The sequence below is a fragment of the Mycolicibacterium flavescens genome, assembly GCF_001722335.1.
In the GTDB taxonomy this organism is placed as follows: Bacteria; Actinomycetota; Actinomycetes; order Mycobacteriales; family Mycobacteriaceae; genus Mycobacterium; species Mycobacterium flavescens.
This window is the reverse complement of the sequence record NZ_MIHA01000030.1, coordinates 25859-45525: the sequence shown is the minus strand read 5'-3', so window position 1 is coordinate 45525 and position 19667 is coordinate 25859. Positions and strand designations below refer to the sequence as shown.

Annotated in this window: 23 protein-coding genes and 1 pseudogene; 20 read left to right on the top strand and 4 right to left on the bottom strand. The window is 67.6% G+C overall.

Annotated features, from left to right (window positions below; translation table 11 throughout):
* Nucleotides 1-94: 94 nt before the first annotated feature.
* On the bottom strand, nt 95-844 hold the full coding sequence (locus tag BHQ18_RS26745; RefSeq protein ID WP_069416677.1) for an IclR family transcriptional regulator: 750 nt from the start codon (nt 842-844) through the stop codon (nt 95-97).
* A 72-nt stretch (nt 845-916) separates the two neighbouring features.
* On the opposite strand from BHQ18_RS26745, the gene pcaH reads away from it, so the two are divergent.
* The 12 genes and pseudogenes from pcaH (at nt 917) to BHQ18_RS26695 (ending at nt 10949) form a co-directional block, all read left to right on the top strand.
* Nucleotides 917-1714 carry a protocatechuate 3,4-dioxygenase subunit beta gene (pcaH, locus tag BHQ18_RS26740; RefSeq protein ID WP_011855201.1) on the top strand — a complete coding sequence of 266 codons (798 nt, stop codon included), beginning with the start codon at nt 917-919 and terminating at the stop codon, nt 1712-1714.
* Nucleotides 1714-2283, top strand: coding sequence for a protocatechuate 3,4-dioxygenase subunit alpha (pcaG, locus tag BHQ18_RS26735; protein ID WP_011559101.1), 570 nt, complete (start codon nt 1714-1716; stop codon nt 2281-2283). The genes pcaH and pcaG overlap by 1 nt, the downstream gene beginning before the upstream one ends.
* On the top strand, nt 2280-3485 hold the full coding sequence (locus BHQ18_RS26730; protein WP_069416676.1) for a lyase family protein: 1206 nt from the start codon (nt 2280-2282) through the stop codon (nt 3483-3485). The genes pcaG and BHQ18_RS26730 overlap by 4 nt, the downstream gene beginning before the upstream one ends.
* Nucleotides 3482-4663 carry a bifunctional 3-oxoadipate enol-lactonase/4-carboxymuconolactone decarboxylase PcaDC gene (gene pcaDC / locus BHQ18_RS26725; protein ID WP_013470389.1) on the top strand — a complete coding sequence of 394 codons (1182 nt, stop codon included), beginning with the start codon at nt 3482-3484 and terminating at the stop codon, nt 4661-4663. Before BHQ18_RS26730 ends, pcaDC begins: the two co-directional genes overlap by 4 nt.
* Entirely contained in the window at nt 4660-5358 is a 699-nt protein-coding gene (locus BHQ18_RS26720; protein ID WP_011559104.1) for a 3-oxoacid CoA-transferase subunit A, read from the top strand. The genes pcaDC and BHQ18_RS26720 overlap by 4 nt, the downstream gene beginning before the upstream one ends.
* Nucleotides 5355-6077, top strand: coding sequence for a 3-oxoacid CoA-transferase subunit B (locus tag BHQ18_RS26715; protein ID WP_011559105.1), 723 nt, complete (start codon nt 5355-5357; stop codon nt 6075-6077). Before BHQ18_RS26720 ends, BHQ18_RS26715 begins: the two co-directional genes overlap by 4 nt.
* A 64-nt stretch (nt 6078-6141) precedes the next feature.
* Nucleotides 6142-6585 (top strand): aldehyde dehydrogenase family protein, encoded by a 444-nt coding sequence (locus BHQ18_RS29345; protein WP_234794330.1) that lies wholly within the window; start codon nt 6142-6144, stop codon nt 6583-6585.
* A gap of 115 nt (nt 6586-6700) precedes the next feature.
* Nucleotides 6701-7189 (top strand): cupin domain-containing protein, encoded by a 489-nt coding sequence (locus BHQ18_RS26710; protein WP_069416675.1) that lies wholly within the window; start codon nt 6701-6703, stop codon nt 7187-7189.
* 11 nt (nt 7190-7200) lie between these two features.
* Complete coding sequence (locus BHQ18_RS26705) at nt 7201-7557, top strand: DUF732 domain-containing protein (protein ID WP_069416674.1); 357 nt, start codon at nt 7201-7203, stop codon at nt 7555-7557.
* A gap of 78 nt (nt 7558-7635) precedes the next feature.
* Nucleotides 7636-7842, top strand: a pseudogene (locus BHQ18_RS29340) (imine reductase family protein); the annotation flags it as partial.
* 55 nt (nt 7843-7897) lie between these two features.
* On the top strand, nt 7898-9010 hold the full coding sequence (locus tag BHQ18_RS26700; RefSeq protein WP_084294411.1) for a DJ-1/PfpI family protein: 1113 nt from the start codon (nt 7898-7900) through the stop codon (nt 9008-9010).
* A 61-nt stretch (nt 9011-9071) separates the two neighbouring features.
* The gene (locus tag BHQ18_RS26695; protein WP_069416672.1) at nt 9072-10949 is read left to right on the top strand and encodes an alkyl/aryl-sulfatase; all 1878 of its coding nucleotides are present in this window, start codon (nt 9072-9074) and stop codon (nt 10947-10949) included.
* Between the two features lie 90 nt (nt 10950-11039).
* Here the strand turns inward: BHQ18_RS26695 and BHQ18_RS26690 are convergent, their stop codons facing one another.
* On the bottom strand, nt 11040-11804 hold the full coding sequence (locus BHQ18_RS26690; RefSeq protein WP_069416671.1) for an SDR family NAD(P)-dependent oxidoreductase: 765 nt from the start codon (nt 11802-11804) through the stop codon (nt 11040-11042).
* Between the two features lie 18 nt (nt 11805-11822).
* Between BHQ18_RS26690 and BHQ18_RS26685 the strand changes: the two genes are divergently transcribed.
* Nucleotides 11823-12425 (top strand): histidine phosphatase family protein, encoded by a 603-nt coding sequence (locus tag BHQ18_RS26685; protein WP_069416670.1) that lies wholly within the window; start codon nt 11823-11825, stop codon nt 12423-12425.
* Between the two features lie 9 nt (nt 12426-12434).
* Nucleotides 12435-13460, top strand: a complete 1026-nt coding sequence (locus BHQ18_RS26680; RefSeq protein WP_069416669.1) for a phosphotransferase family protein — start codon at nt 12435-12437, stop codon at nt 13458-13460.
* Here the strand turns inward: BHQ18_RS26680 and BHQ18_RS26675 are convergent.
* Nucleotides 13457-13846, bottom strand: coding sequence for a LapA family protein (locus BHQ18_RS26675; RefSeq protein ID WP_069416668.1), 390 nt, complete (start codon nt 13844-13846; stop codon nt 13457-13459). The two genes, BHQ18_RS26680 and BHQ18_RS26675, sit on opposite strands and share 4 nt — an antisense overlap.
* 114 nt (nt 13847-13960) lie before the next feature.
* On the opposite strand from BHQ18_RS26675, the gene BHQ18_RS26670 reads away from it, so the two are divergent.
* From BHQ18_RS26670 to BHQ18_RS26650, 5 genes are all read left to right on the top strand, one after another.
* Entirely contained in the window at nt 13961-14929 is a 969-nt protein-coding gene (locus BHQ18_RS26670; protein ID WP_069416667.1) for an ABC transporter substrate-binding protein, read from the top strand.
* A complete protein-coding gene (locus tag BHQ18_RS26665) occupies nt 14926-16032 on the top strand; it encodes an ABC transporter ATP-binding protein (RefSeq protein WP_069416666.1) in 1107 nt (368 codons plus the stop codon). The genes BHQ18_RS26670 and BHQ18_RS26665 overlap by 4 nt, the downstream gene beginning before the upstream one ends.
* 3 nt (nt 16033-16035) lie before the next feature.
* Nucleotides 16036-16704 (top strand): ABC transporter permease, encoded by a 669-nt coding sequence (locus tag BHQ18_RS26660; RefSeq protein ID WP_069416665.1) that lies wholly within the window; start codon nt 16036-16038, stop codon nt 16702-16704.
* A gap of 5 nt (nt 16705-16709) precedes the next feature.
* Complete coding sequence (locus BHQ18_RS26655; protein WP_069416688.1) at nt 16710-17471, top strand: ABC transporter permease; 762 nt, start codon at nt 16710-16712, stop codon at nt 17469-17471.
* 65 nt (nt 17472-17536) lie between these two features.
* Nucleotides 17537-18127 carry a putative glycolipid-binding domain-containing protein gene (locus BHQ18_RS26650; protein WP_069416664.1) on the top strand — a complete coding sequence of 197 codons (591 nt, stop codon included), beginning with the start codon at nt 17537-17539 and terminating at the stop codon, nt 18125-18127.
* Here BHQ18_RS26650 and BHQ18_RS26645 read toward each other — a convergent pair.
* Nucleotides 18090-19067, bottom strand: coding sequence for a prephenate dehydrogenase (locus BHQ18_RS26645; RefSeq protein ID WP_069416663.1), 978 nt, complete (start codon nt 19065-19067; stop codon nt 18090-18092). The genes BHQ18_RS26650 and BHQ18_RS26645 overlap by 38 nt on opposite strands.
* A gap of 78 nt (nt 19068-19145) precedes the next feature.
* Here BHQ18_RS26645 and BHQ18_RS26640 point away from each other — a divergent pair, with 78 nt between their 5' ends.
* Nucleotides 19146-19667: a tRNA adenosine deaminase-associated protein gene (locus BHQ18_RS26640; protein WP_069416662.1), complete on the top strand. Its 522-nt coding sequence runs from the start codon at nt 19146-19148 to the stop codon at nt 19665-19667.

Genomic DNA, 19667 nt, shown 5'->3' with positions numbered 1-19667 from the left:
GTGGCACTCCGACCTAGGTTGCGGCCGCCGCCAAAGCTTGCCCGTTCGAGAGATTCTGTCCCACAGAGCGACGGCTACGACGGCGCCTGACGGGTCATAGCAGTCGCCCAATGCCGTGCGCGGCGACCTGCAGGGCGCCGAGAAGCCGCTGACGATCGCGCTTCAGCGTCGGTACCACCACGGCGATCGCGGCGACTACGGCGTCGTCGGTCTGGCGGATGACCGGCACCGCCAGCGAACATGCACCCAGCGACATCTCCTCGCTCGTGGTGGCCACTCCTTCACGATGGATGCGCTGCATCTGCGAAGACAGCACGGTCGGCGACACGATGGTGTACGGCGTGATGCGAGTCAAGGTGGCGAACACTCGGTCTTTAACGTCCTCCGGCGCGTGGGCCAGCAGCACCTTGCCAACGCCGGTGCAGTGCATCGGCAGCCTGCTGCCGACGGCGCTGACAATCGGGACGGATGTCCGGCCCATCATCCGTTCCAGGTACAGCACCTCGTCGCCATCGCGCACGGCCAGGTGCACGGTGGCAAGGGTCGCCGCGTATACGTCATGCAAGAACGGTTCAGCCACCTGGCGCAATTGGCCTTCCACCGGCGCCAGCAATCCCGCGTTCCAGATCAGCCTGCCCACCACGTACTGACCGTCGGCGCGGCGCTGCAATGCCGAGCCGGCGACCAACTCGGCCGCAAGGCGGTGTGTGGTGGCAATCGGCAGTCCGGCCCGGCGGGCCAACTCGGACAGCGTCAGGTTGTTATGCCCCTCGTCGAAGGCGCCGAGAATGTTCAGCAAACGCGAGGTGACAGTGGTTCCCGGCGTCGAAGTGTTCCCTGCCAATTGTGGATGGCCTTTCCGCTCAGTGAAATTCTACCGTTCGCTAATCTCAACGTCGTCGGTACCGTAGGCGCCGTGACAACGTCGATCGACAGCAATCCCGACGGCGCCGTAGCGAGCCAGTCGGAGATCAGCGCGGAGATCGGTGCGATCGAGTCCGCCTACCAGCGTGCAGGGGTCGAGGAGACGCAGCCGCGCCTGAGTTATCCGCCTTACCGGAGCAGCCTGCTACGGCATCCGACAAAGGACCTTCACCACGCCGACCCGGAAGGGGTCGAGCTATGGACGCCGTGCTTCTCCGAACGCGACGTTCACCCGCTGGAGGCCGACCTCACCGTCCAGCACTCGGGTGAACCCATCGGCGAACGACTGGTGGTGACCGGCAGGGTCGTCGACGGCGCAGGGCGGCCGGTGCGGCGCCAGCTCGTCGAGATTTGGCAGGCCAACGCCGGCGGACGTTACATCCACAAGGGGGATCAGCACCCGTCCCCAATCGACCCCAACTTCACCGGCGCCGGCCGCTGTCTGACCGACGAGGACGGCATCTACCGGTTCACCACGATCAAGCCGGGGCCGTATCCGTGGAAGAACCACCGCAACGCGTGGCGGCCCGCACACATCCACTTCTCGCTCTTCGGCACGGAATTCACGCAGCGAATGGTCACCCAGATGTACTTCCCGGGTGACCCGCTCCTCTGCCTTGATCCGATCTTCCAGGCGATCCCGGATCAGAAGGCGCGCAGCCGGCTGGTGGCCAGCTACGATCACGAACTCAGCACCCACGAATGGGCTACCGGCTACCGATGGGACGTCGTCCTGACCGGGTCGGCGCGCACCCCAATCGAGAACCTCGGCCGCGGAGCCCACCGCTGATGTCCACGCTGCTGCCGGCCACCCCTGGCCAAACCGTCGGACCGTTCTTCGGCTATGCACTGCCCTTCGACAGGTGTAACGAGTTGGTGCCGCCCGGTTCGCCGAACGCTGTTCAGTTGCACGGCGTCGTCGCAGACGCCGACGGCCGAGGGTTACCCGACGCGCTGCTGGAGATCTGGCAGGCCGACGCCGACGGCAGCATCCCGAACGCCAGCGGCTCCCTGCACCGAGACGGCTGGACCTTCACCGGGTGGGGTCGTGCCACTACCGATGAAGCGGGGCGGTACACCTTTACCACCGTCATCCCCGGCGTCAGCGAACCCGTTGCCGCGCCGTTCATCTCGATCACCGTGTTCGCCAGGGGACTGCTGAACCGGTTGTTCACCCGCGCCTACATTCCCGGCAAGCAATTGGAGAACGATTCGCTGCTGAACACGCTTACGCCCGAGCGTCGTGACACGCTCATCGCCACCCGCGACCGAACCGGTCTACGCTTCGACATCCAACTGCAGGGCACCCCGGACAAGCCCGAGACGGTCTTCTTGCGTTACCCGGGCCACCAACGATGATCGATCTGTTCTGGCCGGGCGACGATCTCGCGGGCGACCTGATGAGCGACGGCGCATTCCTGTCCGCGATGGTCGCGGTGGAACAAGCCTGGCTGGATGGACTCGTCGACGCGGGCATCGCGCCCCGGCAGGCGCGCGCGGACCTGACCATCCTGCTCGCCGACGGTGACGCCGCGACGATCGCCCGGCGTGCTGGCGCGGACGGCAATCCCGTCTCCGCCCTGGTGCTGATGTTGCGTGAACGCTCGGCGGAACCAACGGCCCGCTGGCTGCACCGCGGGCTGACCAGTCAGGACGTCGTCGACACCGCACTGATGCTCTGCACGCGTGACGTCTTGATCCGCATCGGCGACGAGTTCGCCATCCAGGTACGGGCGCTGACCGAACTGGCCGAAACTCACCGTGACACTTCGGCACTCGCCCGCACGCTGACCCAGGCCGCACTGCCGAGCACCCTCGGCGCCAAGTTCGCCCGCTGGCTGACCGGTGTACTCGACGCCGCCGAGCCCATAGCGGGGCTGATAGCGTCGTTGCCGGTGCAGGTCGGTGGCGCGGTGGGATCGCTCGCAGCCGCAACCGAATTGGCCGGATCCGTCGAGGGTGCCATCGCTCTCAGTGACGGCTTGGCCGCCACGCTGCGATTGGCGCCCACCCCACCCTGGCATACCACCCGGTGGCAGGTCACCCGGATCGGCGACGCGCTGGTGAGCTGCTGCGACGCCTGGGGCCACATCGCCACCGACGTCACGACGGGCTGTAGGCCCGAGATCGGCGAGCTGGCCGAGGGGCATGGTGGCGGCTCGTCGACGCTGCCGCACAAGAACAACCCGGTCCGCTCGGTGCTGATCCGCCGCGCCGCGCTCACCGCCGGACCCCTTGGTAGCATCCTGCACACCGCCGCAGGCGCGACCGTCGACGAACGCTCCGACGGCGCCTGGCACACAGAATGGGCAACCCTGCGGACACTGGCCCGCCACACCGTCGTCGCCGCCGCGCACACATCCGACCTCCTGTCCGGCCTCCGTGTCGACCCGCCGCGCGCCGCGGCCAATCTGGCCGCCGCCGAAAGCCTGCTTTCCGAACAGCGCTCGATGACCGAGCTGACAGGTCGTGCAGCGTTACCCGGCTACACCGGCGCCGCGGATCGGCTGATCGACTCGACACTCGGCCGGGCTTGCCGCTTCGTCAAGGGCGCGCCATGAGCAATCCGCCTCTCACCGCCATCCACCTCGGCGGACCCGACGACGGGCCGCTACTTTTGCTGGGCCCGTCGCTGGGGACAACGACGGCCACCCTGTGGACAGGCGTGGCGCAACGACTGGTCGATCATGTGCGCGTAGTCGGATGGGACCTTCCCGGTCACGGCCGCGGCCGTCGGGCCCACCCGTTCACCATCGCCGACCTCGCAGCAGCGGTGTTGGTGATCGCGGGCGACCTTAACGTGGAGACATTCCACTACGCCGGTGATTCGGTGGGTGGTTGCGTCGGTCTGCAGCTGCTGCTCGATGCTCCGCAACGGGTCAGTTCGGCGACCCTGCTGTGCACCGGCGCCGCCATCGGCACCCCGGACGGCTGGCTCGCACGTGCCGCTACCGTCCGCGCCGGCGGTGTCGACACGATGCTGACCGGCGCGGCCGAGCGCTGGTTCGCGCCGGGCTTTGTCGACCGCGAGCCGGGGACCGCCTCGGCGCTGCTGGATGCCCTGAGTCACACCGATGCGGAGTCCTATGCGCAGGTATGCGAAGCGTTAGCAGTGTTTGATGTAACCGATAGGTTGTCCGAGATCGTCACTCCGGTCCTGGCCGTTGCGGGTAGCGCTGACAGCCCCACGCCGCCGGAATCGTTGCGGCGCATCGCCTCCGACGTAAAGGACGGGGACCTGGTGGTGCTCGAAGGCGTCGGACACCTGGCCCCCGCCGAAGCGCCGGAGCGCGTGGCCGGCCTCATCGCAGAGATCGTCGGTGTTCCGCAGCCCCCGAGCAAGTCCCTCGAAGACGTGCACCGTGCAGGAATGGCGGTACGGCGGGAGGTGCTGGGCCATGCGCACGTCGACCGGGCAGTGGCCGGTACCACCGACCTGACCGCCGACTTCCAGCACATGATTACGCAGTATGCCTGGGGCAGCATCTGGACCCGCCCGGGTCTCGACTTCCGCAGCCGCTCGATGATCACGCTGACGGCGCTGGTCGCGCGCGGTCACCACGAGGAACTGGCGATGCACCTGCGGGCGGCCCGCCGGAACGGTCTGAGCAACGACGAGATCAAAGAGCTGCTCTTGCAGACCGCGATCTACTGCGGAGTTCCCGACGCCAACTCCGCCTTCCGCATCGCCGCCGAGGTCTTGCCGGAGTTTGACGAGCACCCAGGTGCGCCGTCATGAGTCGCACCGTTGTCTGCGACCGTGCCGAGGATGCCGTCGCTGGAATCGACCACGGTGCAACGGTTCTCGTCGGGGGGTTCGGCATGGCGGGCATGCCCACCACGCTCATCGATGCGCTGATTCGACAGGGTGCCGCCGACCTCACCATCGTCAGCAACAACGCAGGCAACGGCGACACCGGCCTGGCCGCGCTGCTGGCGGCGGGCCGGGTCACCAAGGTCATCTGCTCCTTCCCCCGACAGGCCGATTCGTACGTGTTCGACGCGCTCTACCGGGCGGGCAAGGTCGACCTCGAGGTGGTCCCTCAGGGCAACCTGGCCGAACGGATCAGGGCGGCGGGGGCCGGCATCGGCGCATTCTTCTGCCCGACGGGGGTTGGCACGCCACTGGTCGAGGGCAAGGAGATCCGCACCATCGACGGCCGCGACTACGTGCTGGAGTACCCGATCTTCGGAGATGTGGCGCTCATCGGGGCGCACGTAGCGGACCAGGTCGGAAACCTGTTGTACCGCAAGACCGCGCGAAACTTCGGCCCGGTGATGGCGACCGCGGCATTGCTTACTGTCGTCGAGGTCTCCCGCGTCGTCGACACCGGGCAGATCGACCCCGAGACGGTCGTCACGCCCGGCATCTACGTCGACCGCGTCCTCGACCTGTCCGCAATTCCCGAGACGTCCACGGAGGCAGCCTCGTGACGAGAACAGTCGACGCATCGACCCGCGCCTGTGTCGAGCACCTCGACCGGGGCCCGCTCGACCGTCGGGAGATCGCCGCGATGATCGCCCGCGACATCCCCGCGGGTTCGTACGTCAACCTCGGCATCGGGCAGCCCACCATGGTCGCTGACTTCCTGGACCCCGCCGCGGGGGTCGTGTTGCACACCGAGAACGGGATGCTCGGGATGGGTGGGGAGGCGATCGGCGACGCAATCGATCCGGATCTGACGAACGCCGGCAAGATCCCGGTTACCGAAACCCCTGGGGCATCCTACTTCCACCACGCCGACTCCTTCGCCATGATGCGCGGCGGTCATCTCGATGTCTGTGTCCTCGGCGCGTTTCAGGTCAGCGAGCGCGGGGATCTCGCCAACTGGCACACCGGGGCGCCTGACGCCATACCCGCCGTCGGCGGCGCGATGGATCTTGCTATCGGCGCGAAGAGCGTATTGGTCATGATGACCCTGTTCGCAAAGGACGGAACCGCCAAACTGGTTCCTTCGTGCAGCTATCCACTGACCGGACTTCGATGCGTCAATCGGGTGTACACCGACTATGCCGTGTTTGACATCGACCACACCGGTGGCGGCCAGCTGCGGGTCTTGCACACGTTCGGGCTCAGCATTGCCGCGCTCGAGGAGCGGATGCGCATGGCACTCTCGTGTGATGGACGCGTCGCTGATCTTCGTCAATGCTGACCTTGGCGGCGCTATCGGCAGCGCTGGCGGCCTCGGTGATCACCGACGGGCAGATCTTTAGAGCATGCAGCGAATCCTCCTGCACGTCTACAAGTTTCATGACGCAACGGCTAGCTCTAGGACCAAGGTCAGCATGATCGTCGTCGCAAATCCCCGCAAAATCGGTGCCCAGGCCGGACCGCTGGTTTCCCACGCTCAGCCTGAAAGAGTGTGCCGGAACATCGCCAGCACCGAGGGAACGAAATTCAGCGGAGGGGAACCGAGTCAACCCGATGAATTACCCGGCTACTTCGCCGCTTCGACGATTGTTGCCACCCTCGAACGGGCATCCGCCGTTGTTCAGGACATGCAGGACGACATCGTCGGTTCGGTGCTCACGTTGAAGGAAGGCGGTGTACGGCAAGCCCCAATGAATCAAAGCGGAGGAATAGTGACGGGTGCGTTCCCTGCATTGACCCCTACACGCCTCTGTGGTCATCGCAACGAATCTATCGGCCCGGCGAGATAATCAATGATGGCCAAACTCAGAGTCCCGTTGGACCCTTGTCCACCAAGGGTCACCTTTCATGGCAGGCCGAGAACTCTGCTGACTGAGCGAAGGAATACCCGAAGGAGGCCGTTGAATGACTCTATCCCGTGACGAGTTAGATGAATTCGCCAAGAGCATGGCGCGAGCAGGAGGTCGCGACAGCCAGCACGTGGGGGAGGAGCACCTCGTCGTCAGCTCCGCCGAGGCGCACTGGATCGAAACTGCAAGCCCATCGCAGATTGGGTTGCTCCTGCGAATACCCGCCAGCTCTATTGAAATTTTTCTGCAGAAGATCCCCGCGGGGGAGGCTAGCGACCTTCATCGACACGTACATGAGTCGATTCACTTCGTGCAACATGGCTCGGGCTGGTCGGAAATTGGCGATCAACGCGTGCGGTGGAGCGCGGGCAGCTTCGTGTATACGCCGCCGTGGATCTGGCATCGCCACTATGCCGACGACGGGCGCGACGTGGAGATGATCGTCATCGAAAACTCTCGCCTCCTAGCGGCGGTGGACGCCAGCCAGAGGGAGAGCATGGGCAACACCAGCTTCGCCGACGCCTTCGGCGTGAACACGGAATAGGCTCTTCGTTCATGAAGCGCGTGTTCGTGGCACTCGCAACGGCTGCCGCCGCCCTCGTGGCGGTCGCCCCGCAGGCCGGCGCCGACACCGTGGCGTATCTGGTCAACGTTCATGTCCGGCCGGGCTACAACTTTCCGAACGCCGAGGCCGCGATCGGCTACGGCAGGACGATCTGCGACCGGGTCGCCGCGAAGATGAGCTATGCGCGACTCGTCGACCAGGTGAAGGCCGACTTCCGGACCGCCGACTACTACCAGGGCGCCTACTTGATCAACCAGGCGGTCAACGAGCTGTGCCCGGCGCAGATCTGGCAGCTGCGGCAGTCGGCCGCCGGATACACCAGTGCTCCGTCGGTGTTGCGACGCTGACCAGAACCCACCCCCGAGCGGGCGGCTCAGCATTTTACCGGCGCCGACGCCGTTTGCGGACGAAGGTTCGCTGGCCGGCGTATCGAGGAGAACCGGCATGACGACGCCAGTGCGCCGGTGTCCTCGGTGGCTGCCTCGGTGCGGCACCTGATCGCCGCGTCACGTGACGCCGACGTCGACACCGGTGTGCTGGAGGCATTTTCGGGCTACGTCGACGCCGCGGTCGCCGCCGGGCATGGCGCCGACGAGATAAGCTGCATCGCCGCGGAGATGCGCGCAGGGTAACCGGGCACGCGTTGACCATTGACGGACTACTACATGTGGTAGTAGTTTCACGGCGATGGACCGTCGGACGGCAATCAAAGGCTTTTCTCTTGGATCGTTGGGAATCCTCGTCGCGGCTTGCGGTGACCGAGGCCAGCTTTCGGATTCCAGCTCTGGTGACGTGACGCCGTCGAGCATTGCGAAATGGACGCCCAGATTCGACCATCAGACGCGGCCCGTGATCGGTGTTCTCGCGGCGAACAGTGGAACGGAGTTGGCCGACTTCGCTGTGCCGTTCGGCGTGCTCAGCGCTGCCGACGTCGCGGAGATCATCACCGTGTCGACGCAGCCAGGACCTGTCTCGATGGGGCCGGGGGTGCAGACGCGAACCCATCTGACCGTCAATCAATTCGACAAGCAGCACCCCGATGGAGCCGATTACCTCATCGTGCCTGCGTTGCAGCCGACCGACGACCCGGCCGCCATTGCTTGGATCAGGGCGCAAGCGGAGAAGGGCAGCTCGATACTGAGCATCTGCAACGGCGCTTTGACGGTTGCCGCAACCGGGTTGATGGACGGCAGGCACGCCACGGCGCATTGGGCCAGTGAGACGAGGCGCCGCGCAGAGTTCCCGAATGTCCATTGGCGTAACAACGTCCGGTACATCGCTGATGGACCTATCGTCTCGAGTTCGGGTATCAGCGCAGCGATGCCTGTCTCGATCGCATTGATCGCCGCAATCGCAGGCGCCTCTCGGGCCGATTTGGTTGCCGAGAGCATGGGCGTCCGCGATTGGGGACCGGTCCATGACAGTGACTCATTCCGCCGCGGGCCTACACTCGATTCGATTCCGCGGCCCGCGACCTTGGACGCTGTTGGCATCGTGGTGGGCTCGGGAACCGACGAGATCGCTTTCGCGCTCGTCGCCGACGCCTACAGCCACAACGGACGTACGCGTGCCCATGCCGTGTCGCGACGGCGAATGCCGGTGCAGACGCGTCGCGGTATGACGATCTTGCCCGACCGAGCCTCGGACGATCCGGCATTGGTCGACGTGGTCACCCTCCCGGAAGGAACGACGCCCATGCGGACGCTCGACGATGCGCTGGCATCGATTGAGAAGTCATACGGCGTCGAGGCGTCGACCACCGCAGCGCGCGTCATGGAGTATCCCGAATATTCTCGTTGACCGCCAAAGTCGTTGAAGCAATACCGGAGTGCGTTGACGCCCAGATGAATATCGTGGCGGTATGCCGCAGAAGCCGCCCGCCGCCGTCATCGAGTCCGCCCACCGCAGTCACCTCGCTGCACTGCCGTTCGACGACACCGCGGACTTCGACGACGCCGACCGCGGGTTCATCGCCGCCCTCGAGCCCTGTGTGGTCACCGCCGGCGACGGCCGGGTGGTCTGGGACAACGATGCCTACTCGTTCCTGGCCGCCGATGCGCCGACGTCCGTGCATCCCAGCCTGTGGCGGCAGTCGCAGCTGTGCGCGAAACAGGGCCTCTACGAGGTCGTCCAAGGCATCTATCAGGTGCGCGGTCTGGACCTGTCGAACATCACGTTCGTCGAGGGCGACACCGGCGTGATCGTCATCGACCCGTTGATCTCCACCGAGACCGCGGCGGCCGCGTTGGGGTTGTACCGGGCGCACCGCGGTGACCGCCCCGTCGTCGCGGTGATCTACACCCACAGCCACGTCGACCATTTCGGCGGTGTTCTGGGTGTCACGAGCCAGTCCGAAGTCGACGCCGGGCGGGTCGCGGTGATCGCGCCCGAACACTTCGCCGAACACGCGGTGCAGGAGAACGTGTACGCAGGCACCGCGATGGCCCGGCGGGCCGGTTACATGTACGGCGCGGCGCTGGCCCGCGGCCCGCAGGGGCAGGTCGGTTGCGGTCTCGGCCAGGTCGGGTCGACGGGCGAGGTGGCGCTGATCGTGCCGACGGTCGACATCCGGCGAACCGGCGAGACGCACACCGTCGACGGCGTCGAGATCGAGTTCCAGATGGCGCCCGGCACCGAGGCGCCCGCCGAGATGCACTTCTACTTCCCGAAGTTCCGCGCGCTGTGCATGGCCGAGAACGCCACCCACAACCTGCACAACCTGCTGACGCTGCGCGGTGCGCTGGTGCGCGACCCGCACGGCTGGGCGGGGTATCTGACCGAGGCGATCGAGCGCTTCGCCGACCGCGCCGACGTCGTCTTCGCCTCCCACCACTGGCCGACGTGGGGCCGGGAGCGAATCATCGAATACCTTTCGCTGCAACGGGATCTGTATGCCTACCTGCATGACCAGACGTTGCGTCAACTCAACCAGGGGTACACCGGAATCGAGATCGCCGAGGATTTCGCGATGCCGCCGGCGCTTCAGAAGGCGTGGCACACCCACGGCTACTACGGTTCGGTCAGCCACAACGTCAAGGCCGTCTACCAGCGCTACATGGGCTGGTTCGACGGCAACCCCGGCCGGCTGTGGGCGCATCCGCCGGAGGCGATCGGCCCGCGATACGTCGAGGCGATGGGCGGGCCGGACCGCGTCGTCGAACTGGCTCGCGCCGCCTTCGACGGCGGTGATTATCGTTGGGCAGCAACACTTCTAGATCACGTCATCTTCACCGACGAGCAGCACGGCCCGGCTCGCGACCTGTACGCCGACACGCTAGAACAGCTCGCCTACGGAGCCGAGAACGGCGTGTGGCGCAACTTCTTCCTCTCCGGTGCGACCGAACTGCGCGACGGCAGCTTCGGCACCCCGACTCAGAGCGCGTCGCCGACGATCCTCGCGCAGCTGACGCCGGAGCAGATGTTCGACGCGTTGGCCATCAACGTGAACGGCCCGCGCGCATGGGATCTCGACATCGCGGTCGACATCACGTTCTCCGACACGGCAGCCAACTACCGGCTGACGCTGCGCAACGGCGTGCTGATCCACCGCAAGGCCGCCGCGGATCCGGCGTCGGCGCACGCCACCGTTCGGCTGGCGAACCGGATGCGCCTGATGGCGCTCGCCGCGGGCGACCAGACCTCACCGGGCCTAGACATCAGCGGCGACGCCGAGGCGCCGCAGGCGATTCTGGCGGTGATCGACCGCCCCGATTCCGGCTTCAACATCATCACGCCGTAACCACACCTCCGCCGAGTGTGGGGTCGATGCACGCTTCGAGGCCGAAATATGTGCGGGTAACCCACGTTCGGCGCAGAAAGATAAAGAGAGCTATGGCATGCCGCCGTCGACCCGGATTATCGAACCCGACGTGTAGCTCGACGCGTCCGACATCAGATACAGCGCCGCCCCGACGATCTCCGGCGGGTTGCCCAACCGCTTGAGCGCGAAGTGCTGCACCCCCGCGACCGTCGCCTCCATGTCCCACGCCTTGCTCACATCGGTCAGAAACGGCCCCGGCATCAGCGTGTTCACCCGCACCGTCGGCCCGAACGCCAACGCGAACCCCTCGGTCAACGCGTTGAGCCCGGCCTTGGACGCCGCATACGGCAGCATGTGCGCGTCCGGTCGCCGCGACCCGCTCGTGCTGACGTTGATGATCGACCCGCCGCCGTCGGCCACCATCCGCTCCCCGACGAGCGCCGACAACCGGAACGGCCCCTTGAAGTTCAGGTTCATCACCGAGTCGAACAGCTTCTCCGACACCGAGGTCAGCGACTCGTACAGTGGCGACATGCCCGCGTTGTTGATCAGCACGTCGACCTTGCCGAAGCGGTCGTACGCGGCGTCGACCAGCCCGTCGAGCTCATCCCAGCGGCCCACGTGCACCCCGTACGGCATCGCCGCGCGGCCGGTCTCGGCGGTGATCTCCTCGGCGGTGGCCACACAGGTTTCGTACTTGCGGCTGGCGATCACGACGTCGGCGCCGCAACGCGCCGCCGCGAAAGCCATCTCGCGGCCCAGCCCGCGACTGCCGCCGGTGACCAGCACCACCCGGTCCGTGAGGTCGAACAGCGTGCCCGCGAATGAACTCATGGGCCATATGGTGGCACGGTGCAGTTGCTCATCATTCGTCACGCGTTGCCGCTCCGCAGCGAACCCGGCCAGGGCTCGGATCCCGACCTGTCCGAGGACGGCATCGAACAGGCCAAACGGCTGCCCGACGCGCTGGCCCGCTACCCGATCACGCGGCTGGTCAGCAGCCCGCAGAAGCGCGCGATCCAGACCGCCCAACCGGTCGCCGACGCGCTCGGCCTGCCCATCGACATCGACGACCGCCTCGCCGAGTACGACCGCGACCTGTCGCACTACACCCCGGTCGAGCAGATCTCCAACGAGGACATGCAGCGGCTGGCCAACGGCGACCTGCCCGGCAACGTCGACGCGGACGCGTTCGTCGAACGGGTGCAGGCCGGCGTCGACGACATCGTCCGTAGCGCAGGCCGCGAGGACACCGTCGCGCTGTTCAGTCACGGCGGGGTGATCAACGCGGTCGTGCACAAGGTGATGGGCACCGAGCGGCTGCTGTGCGCGCAGGTCGACTACGCGGGCGTCACCCGCGTGCTGTGGTCGTCGTCGCGCAACACCTTCTTCGTCGCCGGCATCAACTCCACCGAGCACGTATGGGACCTGCTGCCCAGAAATCAGCAGTGGTAGACAAGTGCGGTGACAATCTCGCTCGACGGGCTCGACCTCGACGCCCTTGACCGTCACCTGCGTTCCGAGGGCATCCCCCGCGACGGTGACCTGCGCGCCGAGCTGATCTCCGGCGGCCGCTCCAACCTGACGTTCCTGGTGTTCGACGACGCGTCCAAGTGGGTGCTGCGCAGACCGCCGCTGCACGGGCTGACCCCGTCGGCGCACGACATGGCCCGCGAGTACCGGGTGGTGGCCGCCCTCAAGGACACCGCGGTACCGGTCGCCCGCGCGGTCACCATGCGCAACGACGACTCCGTGCTCGGCGCCCCGTTCCAGATGGTCGAGTACGTGCCCGGCCGGGTCATCCGGCACACCCCCGAACTCGAGGCGATCGGCGATCAGGCGGCGGTGAGCGCCTGCGTCGACGCGCTGATCAAGGTGCTCGCCGACCTGCACTCGGTCGACCCCGAGGAGGTCGGGCTCGGCGACTTCGGCAAGCCGACCGGCTACCTCGAACGGCAGGTACGACGGTGGGGCGGGCAGTGGGAGCTGGTCCGCCGCGACGGGGACGAACGCGACGACGACGTCAAACGTCTGCATTCGGCGCTGGCCGAAAAGATTCCGGCGCAGAGCCGCAGCGCGATCGTGCACGGCGACTACCGGATCGACAACACCATGCTCGACGCCACCGACCCCACCAAGGTGCTCGCGGTGCTGGACTGGGAGATGTCGACGCTCGGCGACCCGGTCAGCGACGCCGCGCTGATGTGCGTCTACCGCCACCCCATGTTCAACCTCGTGCACTCGGATGCGGCGTGGGCGTCACCGATGATCCCGACGGCTGACGAACTCGCACAACGCTATTCGGTCGCGGCCGGGCATCCGCTGGACCACTGGGACTTCTACATGGCGCTGGCGTACTTCAAGCTGGCGATCATCGCCGCCGGCATCGCCTACCGCGGCCGGGTCGGCGGCGGCGTGTCCGACGACATCGACAAGGTCGACGACGCGGTCGCCCCGCTGATCGCCGCCGGGCTGGCCGAGCTCAACTAACGCATCGCGGCTTTGTAGTTCTTCTTCGCGGCGCGGCGCAGCTGGAAGATCCGCGCGGCCCCGGCCAGCGCGGTGATCAGCCCGCCGCCCACCGCGGCGAACAGGATCGCCACCCCCAGCGGCAGATCCCACCGCCACCCCAGGAACGCGAACTGGGCGGACTCGGTGTTCTGCGCGATGAATATCAAAAGGATCACCAGGACCAGGAAGCCGGCGATCACCGCCGACCACAGCGCGGCGGCCCGGGTGAAGTGCACATCCTTGGCGGCCGACGGGTCGCGGTCGGCGAGCTCGGCGTCGCTCGGCGGGACCGGGGGCCCCGGATTCGGCGGATCAAACGGCTCCGGCTCGTTGCGCGCCGACGGCCCGTACGGATCGGTACTCATAGCCCCCATCTTTGCCGTTCCCGGCTGCGAAGAAACCAGTTTGGCATTCCCGGCCCACACTCGTCGCGCGACAAAGGCGCGCGGAGCAGCGGCGATCTCGATACTGTCGAGTTCATGACGCCCCCCTTGGCGAGGCCGCCGCGAGGTCGGCCCGCCTTTTCCGTCGCGGCGCTGGTCTCCCTCATCGTCCTCGTCGCCGCAGGCTGCGGCAGCTCCAACCCGCTCGGCGGCGGGGAGATCTCCGGCGACCTGAAGACCATCGCGGTCGGGTCCGCGGACTTCACCGAGTCCAAGATCGTCGCGGAGATCTACGCCCAGGCGCTGGAGGCCAACGACTTCACCGTGCGCCGCCAGTTCGGCATCGGCAGCCGCGAAACCTACATCCCGGCGGTGCAGGACCACTCCATCGACCTGATCCCCGAGTACACCGGCAACCTGCTGCAGTACTTCGACCCCGAGGCCACGGCGACGACACCGGACGACGTGCTGATCGCGTTGCTCAAGGCGCTGCCCGGCGACCTGTCGATCCTGTTCCCGTCGCCCGCCGAGGACAAGGACACCCTGGCCGTCAGCGAGGCGACCGCGCAGAAGTGGAACCTCAAGACCATCGCCGACCTCGCCGAGCACTCGGCGGAGGTGAAAGTCGGTGGGCCGTCGGAGTTTCAGACCCGTGTCACCGGTCTGGTCGGCCTCAAGGACAAGTACGGTCTCGACATCGCACCGGCGAACTTCGTCGCGATCAGCGACGGCGGCGGGCCCGCGACCGTGCAGGCGCTCAACAGCGGTGCGATCACCGCCGCCAACGTCTTCAGCACCTCGCCGGCGATCGAGCAGAGCCGCCTGGTGGTGCTCGAGGACCCGAAGAACGTGTTCCTGGCCGCCAACGTCGTCCCGCTGGTGGCGTCGCAGAAGATGTCCACCCCGCTCAAGACCGTGCTCGACGCGGTCAGCGCGAAGATGACCACCGAGGCGCTGATCGAACTCAACACCTCGGTCGAGGGAAACCAGGGTGTCGACCCCGACGAAGCCGCCCGAAAGTGGATCACCGACAACGGTTTCGACAAACCGATGGGACAGAAGTGATCACGTTCGAGAACGTCACCAAGCGGTACCCCGACGGCACGGTGGCGGTCGACGACCTCACCCTCGAGGTGCCGCAGGGCACGCTGACCGTGTTCGTCGGCCCGTCGGGCTGCGGTAAGACCACCTCGATGCGGATGATCAACCGGATGATCGAACCGACCTCGGGCACGTTGACCGTCGACGGCAACGACATCTCCACCGTCGACCCGGTCAAGCTGCGCCTCGGTATCGGCTACGTCATCCAGAGCGCGGGCCTGATGCCGCACCTGCGGGTCGTCGACAACGTCGCCACCGTACCGGTGCTGCGCGGTGAATCCCGCCGACGCGCACGCAAATCCGCGCTCGACGTGATGGAGCGGGTGGGCCTGGACCCCAAGCTGGCCAACCGCTACCCGGCGCAGCTGTCCGGTGGGCAGCAGCAGCGCGTCGGGGTGGCCCGCGCCCTGGCCGCCGACCCGCCGATCCTGCTGATGGACGAACCGTTCAGCGCGGTCGACCCCGTCGTGCGTGAGGAACTGCAGGCCGAGATCGTGCGCCTGCAGGGCGAACTGCGCAAGACCATCGTGTTCGTCACCCACGACATCGACGAGGCGGTCAAGCTGGGCGACAGGGTCGCGGTGTTCGGCCCCGGCGGTGTGCTGCAGCAGTACGCCGAACCGTCGTTCGTGCTGTCGAATCCGGCCAACGAGATGGTGGCCGGATTCGTCGGCGCCGACCGCGGATACCGCGGCCTGCAGTTCTTCCACGCCACCGGGCTGCCGCTGCACGAAGTCAGAAGCGTCGACGAAAAAGAAGTCGACGCACTGCAATTGGATTCCGGCGACTGGCGGTTGGTGACCAGGGACGCCAGACCGTTCGCGTGGATCAACGCCGACGGGGTCGACGTGCACCGCAAGGGCGGCACCCTCTACGACAGCACGATCGGCGGCGGATCGCTATTCCGCCCGGACGGCACGCTGCGCAACGCGCTGGACGCCGCACTGTCCTCGCCGAGCGGCCTGGGCGTCGCGGTCGACGAAGACGGGCGGTTGTCCGGCGGGGTGCGCGCCGAGGACGTGCTCGCCGCGCTCGAGCGCCAGCGCCGGGTTCCGGAGTTGGGCTGAGCCGTGCGCTACCTGTTCACCCACCTCGACGACCTGTGGGCGCTGACGCTGATCCACCTGCGGCTGTCGCTGATCCCGATCGTGCTGGGTCTGCTGATCGCCGTCCCGCTGGGCGCGCTGGTGCAGCGCACCACCACCGCCCGACGGCTCACGACGGTCACCGCCAGCATCCTGTTCACCATCCCGTCGCTGGCGCTGTTCGTGGTGCTGCCGCTGATCATCCCGACCCGCATTCTCGACGAGGCCAACGTGATCGTCGCGCTGACCATCTACACCGTCGCGCTGCTGGTGCGCGCGGTGCCCGAGGCGCTGGACGCGGTGTCGCCGACGGTGCTCGACGCCGCCACCGCGGTCGGCTACCGGCCGCTGACCCGGATGCTGAAAGTCGAACTGCCGCTGGCGGTCCCGGTCCTCATCGCCAGCCTGCGCGTGGTCGCGGTGACCAACATCTCGATGGTGTCGGTCGGTTCGGTGATCGGCATCGGCGGTCTGGGCACCTGGTTCACCGAGGGCTACCAGGCCAACAAGAGTGACCAGATCGTCGCCGGCATCATCGCGATCTTCGTGCTGGCGATCGTCATCGACACGCTGATCATGCTGGCCGGCCGGGCGCTGACCCCGTGGACCAGGACGGGCCGACCGTCCGCAGCCCGCAAGGTGGTCACCGGATGAGCCCGATGAACTTTCTCCAGCAGGCGCTGACGTTCATCTTCACCGCCGACAACTGGGGTGGACCCGCAGGCCTGACCGCCCGCATCCTCGAGCACCTGCACTACACCCTGCTCGCCGTGGTGTTCTCCGCGCTGGTCGCGGTCCCGATCGGCATGCTGATCGGGCACACCGGCCGCGGCACCTTCCTCGTCGTCACCGGGGTCAACGCCCTGCGCGCCCTGCCCACCCTCGGCGTGCTGCTGCTCGGCGTGCTGCTGTGGGGGCTGGGTCTGGTGGGTCCGACCGTGGCGCTGATGCTGCTGGGCATCCCGCCGCTGCTGGCCGGCACCTACGCCGGTATCGCCAACGTCGACCCCGCTGTCGTCGACGCGGCCCGCTCGATGGGTATGACCGAGCGGCGCATCCTGCTGCGGGTGGAGACGCCGATCGCGCTGCCGCTGATCCTGGGCGGGCTGCGCACCGCGGTGCTGCAGATCGTGGCGACCGCGACGGTGGCCGCCTACGCGAGCCTGGGCGGGCTGGGCCGCTACCTCATCGACGGCATCAAGATCCGCGAGTTCCACGTGGCGTTGGTCGGCGCGCTGATGGTGACGGCGCTGGCGCTGCTGCTCGACGCCGTGCTGGCGTTCGCGGTGTGGGCGTCGGTGCCGGGCACCGGCCGGCTCAGCCGCACCCGCCTGCCGCAGCCGTTCCTCGGTGACGAGGTCGCCGTCGAATCCCGGCCGCGCGAATCCCGGCCGCGCGCAACGTCACACGGCCCGCCCTGAGGTGCCTGAAATCCCACCCGGCTAGCGCGTTACGAACGGAGCGGTCCTTCGCATACGGTATAGGGGTGAGTGAAGCAGGTGGCTCCGCGAGAACATGGCCGGCGATTCTGACCTGGCGGGCGCACGACGTCCCGCGGATGGAATCGGTGCGCGTGCACGTGGCGGGCAACCGCATCAAGGCCTACGGCCGGATCGTGGCGGCCGCGACGCCGTCGCACCCGGCGTTCTCGGCCTCCTACGATCTGGTCACCGACGAGGCCGGCGGTACCAAACGGCTGTCGATGACCGTCACGCTCGCCGAGCGGGAACGGCAGCTGTCGATCGCCCGCGACGAAGAGAACATGTGGCTGGTGCAGCAGCACACCGGTGAGACCAGCCGGGCGGCGTTCGACGGCGCCCTCGACGTCGACGTGATCTTCAGCCCGTTCTTCAACGCGCTGCCGATCCGGCGCACCGGGCTCTACGAGCGGTCCGACTCGTTCAGCTGCCCGGTGGTGTACGTGCGGCTGCCGGAGCTGTCCGTGGAGACCGCGGTGATCAGCTACAGCAGCGCCGAGGACGGCATCAAGCTGCACTCGCCTGTCGCCGAGACCACGATCACCGTCGACTCCGACGGGTTCATCCTGGACTATCCGGGACTGGCAGAGCGGATCTGATCACCCCGCCGGCCCGGCCTTCGGCGGCCAGTTCCTCGCGCCACCCCTGCGCCCCGATCACGGTGGCGACGATGTCGGGCCGCCCGAAGCTGTCGTAGCGGGTCCGCGCGGCGTGGCCCTGTTCGACGAACTCGGTCAACTGGTCGCCCTGCACCAGCGCCGTGCGGGCCTGGTCGAGCAGTTCCAGGGTGCGGTCCAGCGCGGGCACCAGCCGGTCGGCGTTGGCTTCGCACATCGCCCGCACCAGGTCGGGCGCGGTGCCGGCCACCCGGGTGCCGTCGCGGAACGAGCCGGCGGCCAGCGCGAACGCCAGCGGCACCTCGCCCGCGGTGGTGGCCAGCGCCTCGGCCAGCAGATGCGGCAGGTGCGAGATGGTCGCCGCGGCCGCGTCGTGCTCGTCGGAACGGGCCGGCACGACGACGGCGCCGCAGTCCAGCGCGAGCCGCATCACCAGCGCCCACACCGCGGGGTCGACGTGGTCGTCGACGCTGACCACCCACGGTGCCCCGACGAACAGGTCGGCGGCGCCCGCCGACCACCCGGAGTGCGCGGTGCCCGCCATCGGGTGGCCGCCGACGAACCGCTCGAGCAGCCCGAATGACCGAACCTGCTCGGAGACCGCGCTTTTCACGCTTGTCACGTCGGTCAGGGGGCAGTCCGGTGCGGTGTCGCGGATGTGGCCGAGCAGCTGGGCGAGCGCGGGCACCGGGACGGCCAGCACGATCAGCGCGTCGCGGTCGGCGGCCCTGCGCAGCACCGCGTCGAGGTCCTCGTCGGCGTCGAACCCGTCGGCCCGCGCGGCGGTGACCGCCTCCAGCGACCGGTTGTAGCCGAACACCTCGCGTCCGGCGGCCGCGGCCGCGCGCATCAACGACCCTCCGATGAGGCCGAGCCCGAGCACGCAGACCGGTGTGTTCGTCACCCTTCCAGGTTGGCACATCGGTCGACGTCAGTCCCGGTGCCGGCCCGGGTCCGGGCGGCTGGTCAAGTACCTGGTCGGCGACTACCGTGAGCCGACATGGGAGCACAGCGAGCCTCGACCAAAGAGCAGGCCGCCGATGCCCTCGACGGCTTCGGCGTCGCCGTGATCCGCGAGGACGGCAAGTGGCGCTGTGCACCCTTGCGCCGCGCCGCGCTGGAGAGCCTGTCGGCCGCCGAAACCGAGCTCCGGGAGATCCGCAGCGCGGGTGCGGTCTTCGGGCTGCTCGACATCGACGACGAGTTCTTCGTGATCGTGCGCCCGGCGCCGGCCGGCACCCGGCTGCTGCTGTCGGATGCGACCGCGGCGCTGGACTACGACATCGCCGCCGAGGCGCTCGACAAGCTCGACGCCGACATCGAGGCCGACGAACTCGAAGACGCCGATCCGTTCGAGGAGGGTGATCTGGGACTGCTGAGCGACATCGGCCTGCCCGAGGCCGTCCTCGGCGTGATCCTCGACGAATCCGACCTCTACGCCGACGAGCAGCTCGGCCGCATCGCCCGCGAGATGGGTTTCGCCGACGAGCTGGCCGCGGTGCTGGACCGGCTGGGTCGGTGA

Excerpts from the sequence above, each read along its gene's own strand:
- pcaG (WP_011559101.1), top strand. The coding sequence starts at position 1,714 with ATGTCCACGCTGCTGCCGGCCACCCCTGGCCAAACCGTCGGACCGTTC.
- BHQ18_RS26730 (WP_069416676.1), top strand. The coding sequence starts at position 2,280 with ATGATCGATCTGTTCTGGCCGGGCGACGATCTCGCGGGCGACCTGATG.
- pcaDC (WP_013470389.1), top strand. The coding sequence starts at position 3,482 with ATGAGCAATCCGCCTCTCACCGCCATCCACCTCGGCGGACCCGACGAC.
- BHQ18_RS26720 (WP_011559104.1), top strand. The coding sequence starts at position 4,660 with ATGAGTCGCACCGTTGTCTGCGACCGTGCCGAGGATGCCGTCGCTGGA.
- BHQ18_RS29345 (WP_234794330.1), top strand. The coding sequence starts at position 6,142 with ATGCAGCGAATCCTCCTGCACGTCTACAAGTTTCATGACGCAACGGCT.
- BHQ18_RS26710 (WP_069416675.1), top strand. The coding sequence starts at position 6,701 with ATGACTCTATCCCGTGACGAGTTAGATGAATTCGCCAAGAGCATGGCG.
- BHQ18_RS26705 (WP_069416674.1), top strand. The coding sequence starts at position 7,201 with ATGAAGCGCGTGTTCGTGGCACTCGCAACGGCTGCCGCCGCCCTCGTG.
- BHQ18_RS26700 (WP_084294411.1), top strand. The coding sequence starts at position 7,898 with ATGGACCGTCGGACGGCAATCAAAGGCTTTTCTCTTGGATCGTTGGGA.
- BHQ18_RS26695 (WP_069416672.1), top strand. The coding sequence starts at position 9,072 with ATGCCGCAGAAGCCGCCCGCCGCCGTCATCGAGTCCGCCCACCGCAGT.
- BHQ18_RS26690 (WP_069416671.1), bottom strand. The coding sequence starts at position 11,804 with ATGAGTTCATTCGCGGGCACGCTGTTCGACCTCACGGACCGGGTGGTG.
- BHQ18_RS26675 (WP_069416668.1), bottom strand. The coding sequence starts at position 13,846 with ATGAGTACCGATCCGTACGGGCCGTCGGCGCGCAACGAGCCGGAGCCG.
- BHQ18_RS26670 (WP_069416667.1), top strand. The coding sequence starts at position 13,961 with ATGACGCCCCCCTTGGCGAGGCCGCCGCGAGGTCGGCCCGCCTTTTCC.
- BHQ18_RS26655 (WP_069416688.1), top strand. The coding sequence starts at position 16,710 with ATGAACTTTCTCCAGCAGGCGCTGACGTTCATCTTCACCGCCGACAAC.
- BHQ18_RS26645 (WP_069416663.1), bottom strand. The coding sequence starts at position 19,067 with ATGTGCCAACCTGGAAGGGTGACGAACACACCGGTCTGCGTGCTCGGG.
- BHQ18_RS26640 (WP_069416662.1), top strand. The coding sequence starts at position 19,146 with ATGGGAGCACAGCGAGCCTCGACCAAAGAGCAGGCCGCCGATGCCCTC.